General features: G+C 73.1%; 6 protein-coding genes. 3 read left to right on the forward strand and 3 right to left on the reverse strand.

The genetic code is table 11. The features are described from left to right. Together VH969_RS08550 and VH969_RS08555 are read right to left on the reverse strand one after the other, a co-directional pair. Positions 1–1,677: Hsp70 family protein (locus tag VH969_RS08550; RefSeq protein WP_331973026.1), on the reverse strand; the 1,677-nt coding region annotated here is incomplete at its 3' end. 27 nt (positions 1,678–1,704) lie between these two features. Beyond that, positions 1,705–3,702, reverse strand: coding sequence for an Hsp70 family protein (locus tag VH969_RS08555; RefSeq protein WP_331973028.1), 1,998 nt, complete (start codon positions 3,700–3,702; stop codon positions 1,705–1,707). A gap of 193 nt (positions 3,703–3,895) precedes the next feature. Between VH969_RS08555 and VH969_RS08560 the strand changes: the two genes are divergently transcribed. Continuing rightward, positions 3,896–8,545, forward strand: coding sequence for an ATP-dependent helicase (locus VH969_RS08560; RefSeq protein ID WP_331973030.1), 4,650 nt, complete (start codon positions 3,896–3,898; stop codon positions 8,543–8,545). A gap of 154 nt (positions 8,546–8,699) precedes the next feature. Here the strand turns inward: VH969_RS08560 and VH969_RS08565 are convergent, their stop codons facing one another. Beyond that, on the reverse strand, positions 8,700–9,152 hold the full coding sequence (locus VH969_RS08565; RefSeq protein WP_331973033.1) for a winged helix-turn-helix transcriptional regulator: 453 nt from the start codon (positions 9,150–9,152) through the stop codon (positions 8,700–8,702). Positions 9,153–9,241: 89 nt separating this feature from the next. On the opposite strand from VH969_RS08565, the gene VH969_RS08570 reads away from it, so the two are divergent. Together VH969_RS08570 and VH969_RS08575 are read left to right on the forward strand one after the other, a co-directional pair. After that, positions 9,242–9,835 carry a dihydrofolate reductase family protein gene (locus tag VH969_RS08570; protein WP_331973035.1) on the forward strand — a complete coding sequence of 198 codons (594 nt, stop codon included), beginning with the start codon at positions 9,242–9,244 and terminating at the stop codon, positions 9,833–9,835. A 22-nt stretch (positions 9,836–9,857) separates the two neighbouring features. After that, positions 9,858–10,247, forward strand: coding sequence for a PPOX class F420-dependent oxidoreductase (locus VH969_RS08575; protein WP_527249150.1), 390 nt, complete (start codon positions 9,858–9,860; stop codon positions 10,245–10,247). Positions 10,248–10,345 lie beyond the last annotated feature (98 nt).

A 10,345-nucleotide genomic window follows, 5' to 3' on the forward strand; every position in this document is an offset into this window, starting at 1 on the left:
GAACACGAGCATCCCCGTGCCGCCGCTGACGCCGGCCCGATAGCGCCCGTCGAGGCCGTTGCCGCGCCAGTCCGCCTCCACGTGGGTGCCCTCGGTCATGTTGCCCAGCTGCGTGTCCGCGGCCTCCTTGGCGTCGTCGACCGAGGCCACGTGCGCGTAGCTCACCTGGTAGTTGTCCTGCAGGGCACAGGTGACGTCCGCGCCCGAACCCCGCTCGGCGGGCGCGCACTCGTCGGAGTCGGCCACCGTGCCGGCGAGCTGGCGCAGGCACTGGCTGAACCCCTTGCCGTCCGTCTCGCCCTTCTGCTGGCAGTCCTCGGCGGTCGGCAGGTCGCTGGACGGCCGGAACAGGAACACCGCGCCGACGGCCACGATCGCGAGCAGCACCACGCCGGCGATGCCCAGCCACGCCTTCTTCCGGCCACTCGGCTTCGCCTGCTGGTACGGCGGCGGCACGTGCATGGGCGGACCGGGCATGGGACCGGACATGCCACCGGTCATGGGCGGTGGCCCCATCGGCGGCCCGGCCGGCGGGACGGCCGCGGGGCGCGGACCGGTAGGCGGATGTTGGGGGACTCCGGTGAGATCCCGCGTGCGCATGCTGATGCCGTCCGCCGAAACGTGGTGCGCGCCCAGCGCGACGGCCGTCTCCGGCTGGTCGAGGCTCGTCGGCACGACCCGCAGCTGCTCGGCGATCAGCGTGGCGATCAGCGGGATCCGGCTGGAGCCGCCGACCAGGTAGATGCCGGCGAGCCGGTCCGGGGTCAGGCCGGCCGCGCGGATCGTGCCGGCCAGCAGCTCGACGCTGCGCAGCAGGCTGGGCCGGATGAGCGCCTCGAGTTCGACCCGCGTGACCAGCACGTCCGGGAACGGCTCGGGCAGCGGCACCTCCGTCTGCGGGTGCCGGGACAGCGACTCCTTCGCGGCCTTGACGTCCTCGGCCATCGCGCGGCGGGCGCGGCGGTCGGCGGTCGACTCCGGGCGCAGCATGCGCTGCCACTGCGCGGGATCGCGGGCGGACACCTCGCGGCCGACGTGCTCGAGCAGCGCCTGGTCGACGTCCATGCCGCCGAGGTCGGGCAGGCCGGCCTCGGCGAGCACGGTGAACCCGTGCTGCGTGGCACCCACCACCGCCACGTCGAACGTGCCCGCGCCCAGGTCGTACACGGCCAGCGCCCGGCCCGGCGGCAGGTGCTGGCCGGGGAAGGAGGCGAAGTGCGCGGCCGCGGCGACCGGCTCGGGCACGAGTACCAGGTTCGGGCCCATGCCGGCGAGCCGCGCGGACGCGAGCAGCACGTTGCGGCGCGCGGGTCCCCATTGCGCGGGGTGGGTCAGCCGGACCTCGTCGGGCCGCCCGCCGCCGAGCTGGCGGGCCGTCTCCTCGTCGACCCGGCTCAGCACGGCCGAGAGCGCGTCGGTGACCGGCACGACGACGTCGCCGAGCAGCAGCGTGCCCTCGTCGACCCGGCGCTTGGGGTTCGGCTCGAACCGCGCGGGATCCAGCCGTGCCCGCCGTTCGGCGTCGCGCCCGACGACGAGCCCGCCGTCCTCGGCGGCGAAGAGCGCGGACGGCATCGTCGCGGCGCCGTCCACCTCGACCACCCGCGGCGGCAGCCCGTGGGCGGCGAGCACGGCGACGGTGTTGGACGTCCCGAGATCAACCGAGAGGACGGTCACTGCTCTCCCTGCCGGTGCTACGCGCCACTACGCGCCACCGTCGCTGCCCGGCTTCACGTGCTGGTCGAAGTAGTCCTTCATGGCCGAGTCACCGGCCGAGGGGTCGGTGCTGATGTGCATGAGCACGCCGGCCACGGGCGAGTCGTTGAGCTGGAATACCAGCACGCCGTTGCCGTAGCCGAGGTCGATGGCGAAGTAGGTCCCGGACATGCCGTCCCCGTCCCAGTCGCCCTCCTTGGGGGAGCCGGTCGTGGTGCCGAGGTTCTCGAACTGCTGCTTGATCGCGTCCACGTACGTCTTCGCGTCGTCGCCCTTGTCGAAGTGCATGTACATGACCGTGAAGTCGTCGGACATCGTGCACGACGCGGTGGTCGCGCCCGGCGTCTCGATCGCCTCACCGCCGAGCGGGTTCGTGGCGCCCTTGTTGCAGTCGTTGTGCTCCGGGACCGCGCCCGCGAGCTTGCGCATGCACTCGGTGAAACCCTTGCCGTCGACGTCGTGGTTGCCGCAGTCCGCCCCGCCCGCGGTGCCGCCGCCGCTGCCGGACGTGGCGATGATGATGCTGACGACGGCGATCACCAGGACCGCGACGACGGCGGTCGCGATGTACCAGCCACGGTTGGACTTGGCCGGCGCGGCCGGCGGCGGGGGCGGGCCGAACTGGGGACCGGACGCCATGGCGGGCACCGGGGTCGGAGTGGACTGCGGGCCGGCGGGCGGCCCGGAAGGTGGGCCGGTGGGTGGACCGGTGTGCGGGCCGGAAGGCGGACCCGGCGGCGGTCCCGGTGGCGAGACGCGCTGCGGGCCGCTGCTCGGGAAGGCGCTGGGCGCCGGGGTGGCCGCGGCGGGCGGGGCGACCGCGGCCACGAACCCGCCGCTGCGGGGCGCCACGACCTGCTGCGTGCGCTGTACGTCCTCGATCGTGTTGCTGATGTCGCTGGTGCGCATCGTGATGCCCTCCTGCGGCACGTGGTGCGCGCCGAGGGCGACCGCGGTCTCGGGCTGGTCGAGGCTCGTCGGCACGACCCGCAGCTGCTCGGCGATCAGCGTCGCGATCAGCGGGATGCGGCTCGAACCACCGACCAGGTAGATGCCGACGAGCCGGTCGGGCGTCATGCCGGTCGAGCGGATCGTGCCCGCCAGCAGCTCGACGCTGCGCAGCAGGCCGGGCCGGATCAGCGCCTCGAGCTCGACGCGGGTGACCAGCACGTCGTCGAACGGCTCGGGCAGCGGGACCTCGGTCTGCGGGTGGCGGGACAGCGACTCCTTGGCGGCCTTGACGTCCTCGCGGAGCGCCCGCTGCGCGCGCCGGTCGGCGGTCGACACCGGCCGCAGCAGCGACTGCCACCGGCCGGGCTCGCGGTGCGACACCTGCCGGCCGACGTGCTCGAGCAGCGCCTGGTCGACGTCCAGCCCGCCGAGGTCCGGCAGGCCCGCCTCGGCCAGCACGACGAACCCCTTCTGGGTCGCGCCGACGATCGCCACGTCGAACGTGCCGGCGCCGAGGTCGTAGACGGCCAGGGCCTGGTTGGGCGCGAGCGTCTGGCCGGGAAAGGAGGCGAAGTGCGCGGCGGCGGCCACCGGTTCGGGCACGAGGACGAGGTTGGCGCCCATGCCGGCCTGGCGGGCGGCGGACAGCAACACGTTGCGCCGCACCGGGCCCCACTGCGCGGGGTGGGTCAGCCGCACCTCGTCCGGCTTCGCGCCACCGAGCTGGCGGGACGTCTCGTCCACCACGCGCCGCAGCACGCCCGCGAGGGCGTCGGTGACCGGCACGACCTGGTCGCCGAGCAGCAGCGTGCCCTCGTCGACGCGGCGCTTGGGGTTGGGCTCGAAGCGGGCCGGGTCCAGCCGGGCACGGCGTTCGGCGTCCCGGCCGACGACGAGGTTCCCGTCCTCCGCGGCGAACACCGCGGACGGCATCATCGACGCCCCGTCCACGTCGACCACCCGCGGCGGCCTGCCGTGCGCGGCCAGCACGGCAACCGTGTTGGACGTGCCGAGATCCACCGACAGGACGTTCACGACTCTCCCCTCGTCCGACCCCGCCTCCCGCGCGACCGCCCGGACGGTGCCCACTTTGCAGCCCGAATGCTGCCATGTGTGATGGTCACCGTGGGACGGGTCCCACACATCCACCTGTCCGTCGCGGGTGTACTACATCGGGTGACGGCGACCGGCGCCGGAAATTGTCGGTGCCTTGAGTCAACATGGGTTCATGAGTTCAACCGACGTGCTCGAGCGGTTCTCGCCGGCGACCAGACAGTGGTTCGCCGGCGCGTTCGCCGAGCCCACCGATGCGCAGGCCGGCGCGTGGTCGGCCGCCGCGGCGGGTGAGCACGCGCTCGTGGTGGCCCCGACGGGGTCCGGCAAGACGCTGGCCGCGTTCCTCTGGGCGCTCGACCGCCTGGCCACCTCCCCCAAGCCCGCCGAGCGCACGCAGCGCTGCCGGGTCCTGTACGTGTCCCCGCTCAAGGCCCTGGCCGTCGACGTGCAGCGCAACCTGCGCGCACCGCTGGCCGGCATCAGCCAGGCGTCGCGCCGGCTCGGGCTGAGCGACCCGGACATCACGGTCGGCATGCGCACCGGCGACACCCCGGCCGACGAGCGCCGCACGTTCGCCCGCACCCCGCCGGACATCCTGGTCACCACGCCCGAGTCGCTTTTCCTGCTGCTGACCTCCGCGGCCCGCGAGTCGCTGCGCGGGGTCGAGACGGTCATCGTCGACGAGGTCCACGCGGTCGCGGGCACGAAACGCGGCGCGCACCTGGCGCTGTCGTTGGAACGGCTCGACGAGCTGCTGCCCAAGCCCGCCCAGCGGATCGGGTTGTCGGCCACGGTCCGGCCGGTCGACGAGGTGAGCGCGTTCCTCGGCGGCACCAGGCCGGTCCGGGTGGTCGCGCCGAAGATCGGCAAGACCATCGAGATGACGGTCGTGGTCCCGGTCGAGGACATGACCGAGCTCGACGGCCCACCGCCGCTCGAGGGCCCGGTCACGCCGGATCCCGACGCACCACCGTCGCTGCCGAGCGGCATCGGCACCCTCGAGGAGATGACCGGCGAGGTCGGCGGCACCCGAAGGCCGTCGATCTGGCCGGCGGTCGAGGAGCGGGTGCTGGAGCTGATCCGCGAGCACCGGTCCACGATCGTCTTCACGAACTCGCGGCGGCTGGCCGAGCGGCTCACGTCGCGGCTCAACGAGCTGGCGGCGGAGCGGCCGGTGTACCCGTCCGACGTCGGCCGCTTCCCCGCGGAGGCGATCGCCGAGTCCGGCTGGGCGGCCGGGGTCGAGAGTCCGACGATCGCGCGGGCGCACCACGGGTCGATGTCCAAGGAGCAGCGCAGCTCCGTGGAGGAGGCGCTCAAGTCCGGGCGGCTGCCGTGCGTGGTGGCGACGTCGTCGCTGGAGCTGGGGATCGACATGGGCGCGGTCGACCTGGTGATCCAGATCGAGGCGCCACCGTCGGTCTCGTCGGGCATGCAGCGCATCGGCCGTGCGGGCCACCAGGTCGGAGCCGTGTCGCGGGGCGTGATGTTCCCGAAGTTCCGGGGCGACCTGGTCTCGTGTGCGGTGGTCGCGGAGCGGATGGGCGAAGGCGCGATCGAGTCCATGCACTACCCGCGCAACCCGCTCGACGTCCTGGCGCAGCACATCGTGGCGATGGTGGCACTCGAGCCGTGGCCGGTCGATCACCTCGCCTCGGTCGTGCGGCGGGCGGCGCCGTTCGCCGCGCTGCCGCAGTCCGCCCTGTCGTCGGTGCTGGACATGCTGGCGGGCCGCTATCCGAGCGAGGAGTTCGGCGAGCTGCGGCCGCGCATCACGTGGGACCGGATCAACGGCGAGCTGCGCGGGCGTCCGGGCGCGCAGCGGCTCGCGGTCACCTCGGGCGGCACGATTCCCGACCGCGGGCTGTTCACGGTGATGACGCCGGCGTCGGAGTCGGGTGCGGGCTCGCGGGTGGGCGAGCTGGACGAGGAGATGGTGTACGAGTCCCGCGTCGGCGACACGTTCCTGTTGGGCACGTCGTCGTGGCGGATCGAGGACATCACCGCCGACCGCGTCATCGCGACACCCGCCCCGGGTGAGCCGGCCCGGATGCCGTTCTGGAAGGGCGACGCGCCTGGCCGGCCGCTCGAGCTGGGCCGCGCGCTCGGCAGGTTCTTACGTGAGGTGTCGGGCATGCCGGAGCCGGCGGCGCGCGAGCGCGCGACGTCGGCCGGGCTGGACGTGCTCGCGGCCAACAACCTCATCGCGTACCTGGCGGAACAGAAGGAGGCCACGCGCCACATCCCGGACGACCGGACGCTCCTGGTGGAGCGGTTCCGCGACGAGCTCGGCGACTGGCGGCTGGTCGTGCACTCGCCGTTCGGGGCGCAGGTCAACGCGCCGTGGGCGCTGGCGATCGGCGCGCGGTTGCGGGAGCGGCGCGGGGTCGAGGCGCGGGTGGCGCATTCCGACGACGGCATCGTGATCCAGCTGCCGGACGCGGTCGACGTGGACGGCAAGGAGATCCACGCCGCCGCGGAGGACATCCTGCTCGACCCCGAGGAGGTGGAGCAGATCGTGGTCGCGGAGGTGGGCGGCTCGGCGCTGTTCGCCTCCCGGTTCCGCGAGTGCGCGGCGCGCTCGTTGCTGCTGCCGCGGCGGGACCCGCGCAAGCGCACGCCGCTGTGGCGCCAGCGGCAGCGGTCGGCGCAGCTGCTGTCGGTGGCGGCCAAGTACGAGCAGTTCCCGGTGGTGCTGGAGGCCATGCGGGAGTGCCTGCAGGACGTGTACGACGTGGCCGGCCTGCGCGAGGTGATGTCGGACGTGCGGTCCCGGCGGATGCGCGTGGTGGAGGTGGAGACGCCGTCCGCGTCGCCGTTCGCCCGCAGCATGCTGTTCGGGTACGCGGGCATGTTCCTCTACGACGCCGACCAGCCGCTGGCCGAGCGGCGCGCGGCGGCGCTGTCGCTGGACAGCTCGCTGCTCGCGGAGCTGCTCGGCTCGGAGGCGATCCGCGAGCTGCTGGACGCGGACGTGGTAGCCGAGGTGGAGCGGTCGCTGCAGCGGCTGGATCCGGAGCGGGCGGCAAGGCACGAGGAGGACGCGGTCGACCTGTTGCGGTTCCTGGGCGACCTGACCGCGGACGAGGCCGCGCTCCGTGGTGTCCAGGCGTCGTGGCTGGACGAGCTGGAGCGCCAGCGCCGGGTGATCCGCGTGCGGATCGCCGGCTCGGAGCGCTACGTGATCATCGAGGACGCCGGCCGGGTGCGCGACGCGCTGGGCACGGCGTTACCCGTGGGGGTGCCGGAGGCGTTCACCGAGCCGGTCGACGATCCGCTCGGGGACCTGCTGTCCCGGTATGCACGCACGCACGGGCCGTTCCCCGCGGGCGAGGTGGCGTCGCGGTTCGGGCTGGGCGTCGCGGTGGTCGCGGGCGTGCTCGACCGGATGGTCGGCACGGGCCGGCTGGTGCGCGGCGAGCTGCGTCCGGGCGGGACGCACATCGAGTACTGCGACGCGGACGTGTTGCGGCGGCTGCGGCGGGCGTCGCTTGCGAAGCTGCGCGCCGAGGTGGAACCGGTCGAACCCGAGGCGCTGGGCCGGTTCCTGCCGGCGTGGCACGGCGTCGGCAAGCGGTTGCGCACGGCGCCGACCGCGGACGACGTGCTGTCGGTGGTGGAGCAGCTGGCGGGCGCGCCGTTACCGGCGAGCGGGCTGGAGTCGTTGATCCTGCCGTCACGGCTGCCCGGATACTCGCCGGCGTTGCTCGACGAGCTGACGACGGCGGGCGAGGTCACGTGGTGTGGCACGGGTTCGCTGGCGGGTGGCGACGGTTGGATCGCCGTGGCCCCGGCCGATGTCGCCGACCTGCTGCTGCCCGACGTGGAGGAGGTCGTGCCGGACACGCCGCTGCACACGGCCATTCTGTCCGCAATGGACGGTGGCGCGCTGTTCTTCCGGCAGCTGGCCGATCGTACGGCCGCGACGCTGCTCGACGGTGGCGCGGAGGCACCGCCGGACGGGGACGTCGTTGTGGCGCTGTGGGATCTGGTGTGGGCGGGCCTGGTCACGAACGACACGATCGCGCCGTTGCGGGCGCTGGTGTCAGGTCGCGGTGCGGCACACAAGCCACGCAGCTCCACGCCGCGCGGCCGGTACGCCCGCCTGCGCGGCGCCCGGCCGACGATGCCGAGCCGGACGGGCCCACCCACGGCCGCCGGCCGCTGGTCGCTGGTCGCCGCTCGGGAGCCGGATCCGACGCGAAGGGCACACGCGCGGGCGGAGGCGTTCCTGGAGCGGCACGGCGTGCTGACGCGGGGCGCGCTGGACACCGAGCGGGTGACGGGCGGCTTCTCGGGCGTGTACAAGGTGTTGCGCGCGATGGAGGAGTCGGGCCAGATCGTGCGGGGCTACGTGGTCGAGGGCCTGGGTGCGTCCCAGTTCGCCGCCCGCGGTGCGGTCGACCGGCTGCGTGCGCTGTCCCGTTCGGACGGTGAGCCGTCCCCGGCGGACGTGGAGTCCCGGGTTCTGGCCGCGGCCGATCCGGCCCAGCCGTACGGCGCGGCCCTCCCCTGGCCCGAGCCGGCAGGCGACGGAAAACACCGCCCGGCACGGAAAGCCGGCGCCCTGGCGGTGCTGGTGGACGGACGCCCGGTCCTGTACGTGGAACGCGGCGGCCGCTCGCTCCTGTCCTTCACCGAGGCGGAAGCACCACTGCGCGCAGCAGCCGAGGCCCTGTCCCGCGCCGTCCGCGAAGGCTGGCTGGGCCAGCTGGCAGTACAGAAGGCCGATGGCGAGGTGGCCCTGACGTCCAACCTGGCCGACATCCTGAGAGACGTCGGATTCCGCGCCACACCGAAGGGCTTACGCCTGCGCGCCTGACCCCACCCCCACGCGCTGTCCGTCCCCATGCCCGCCCAACCCCCGACCCACCACCGAGCCAACCGCACCGCGTCAGCCCAAAGCCCTCACATCTCCGCGCGCTTTCAACTTGATCGCCCTGCTGCGGGCACATCGCGTCGAGGATCTGGCTCGATCACGCGGCTGAGCCGGGACCCGGCAGTGGATCGACGTCATACGCGCGCATCGGTTCGCCACAGTGGGCGCAGCGCAGCTCGACACCGCTGATCTCACCACAGGCGTGATGGCGGTAATGCACCGGCGGGCCGGCCTCGCCGGCGAGCCACTTGTCACCCCAGGCGGTCATGACCATCAGCACGTCGACGAGTCCGGCACCCTTCTCGGTCAGGACGTACTCGTACCGCGGCCGCCGGTCATACGGCCGGCGATCGAGCACGCCGTGCTCGACGAGGTAGTGCAGCCGCTCGGTGAGGACCTTGCGCGAGATGCCGAGGTCGGCCTGGAGCTGCTCGAAACGGCTGAGCCCGACCCACACGTCCCGCAGGATCAACGGCGTCCAGGGCTCCCCGAAGACGTCGACCGTGCGGGCGATCGAGCACACCATCTCGCCGAAGTTCGTGCGTTGCATGAAACCAGTCTAGCAATTGGGGTTCCCTTAGGGAACTTTCAATGCTACGGTTCCAGAGTCTCTTCAAGGAACTCCGAAAGGATCGTACGATGAGCAAGGTCTTCACCTCCCACGCGGTGTCGGTCGACGGGTACATCACGGGGCGCGATCCCGGCGCGGGGCGTGGACTCGGCGACGCGCCGATGCTCTTCGACTGGTACTTCGACGGCGACACACCCAGCCAGGTCTTCGACGGGTTCAAGCTGAGCGAGCCGAGCGCCCGCGTCTTCGACGCCCTCGCCGGACGGGTGGGCGCGGTGGTGGCCGGCCGAAACACCTACGAGGACTCCGACCGTTTCGGCGGCGGCAGCCCCCACCCCAACGCCCGGCTGGTCGTCCTCAGTCACCGGGCGGCACCGGAGATCACCGAGCGGCAGACGCTGGTCACCACCGGGATCGAAGACGCGATCGCGGCGGCTCGCGAGATCGCCGGCGACCTCGACGTCGGCCTCATGGGCGGCGGCGTCGCGACCGAGGCGCTGCGGGCCGGGCTCGTCGACGAGGTGGTCCTCCACCAGGTGCCGATCCTGCTCGGCGGCGGCCGCCCGTTCTTCCAGACACTTCCCGAGCAGGTGCGACTCCGCCTCGTCGAGGCCGTCCCCGCGCCCGGCGTCACCCACCTCCACTACGCGATCGAGCGCTGACCCACACCGAACCCGCTAGGAGATGACGAAGATGCTCAACCACGACGTGCGACAGGTCCTCGACGGCACCTCGATCGCCCACCTCGCCAGCGTCCTCCCCGACGGCGCTCCGCACTCCGTGCCGGTCTGGGTCGGCACGCACGGCGACCACGTCACGATCCTCACCGGCCCCGGCACCCGCAAGGCCCGCAACCTGCGGCGCGACCCGCGCGTCGCGCTCTCCCTGACGCCGGCCGACAACCCGTTCCAGCCGGTCACGATCCGCGGCAGGGTCGTCGAGTGGCTCGAGGGCGACGCCGCGTGGGAGATCGTCGACCGGATCGCGACGAAGTACATCGGCGGCCCCTACTCACGGGACGAGGAGCGGGTCGTCGCGCTCATCGAGCCCGAGCGGCAGACCGTGGGGATGTAGCAGGACCCATCGCTACCTTCGGGCCGAGCACGGGTTCGTTCAGCGGCGGGTACCGAGCCCCGCGACTCCGATCAGAGCCGCCGCGGCGAGCAGCAGGC

Origin of the sequence: Actinophytocola sp. (genome assembly GCF_036555685.1) — a bacterium.
GTDB lineage: Bacteria > Actinomycetota > Actinomycetes > Mycobacteriales > Pseudonocardiaceae > Actinophytocola.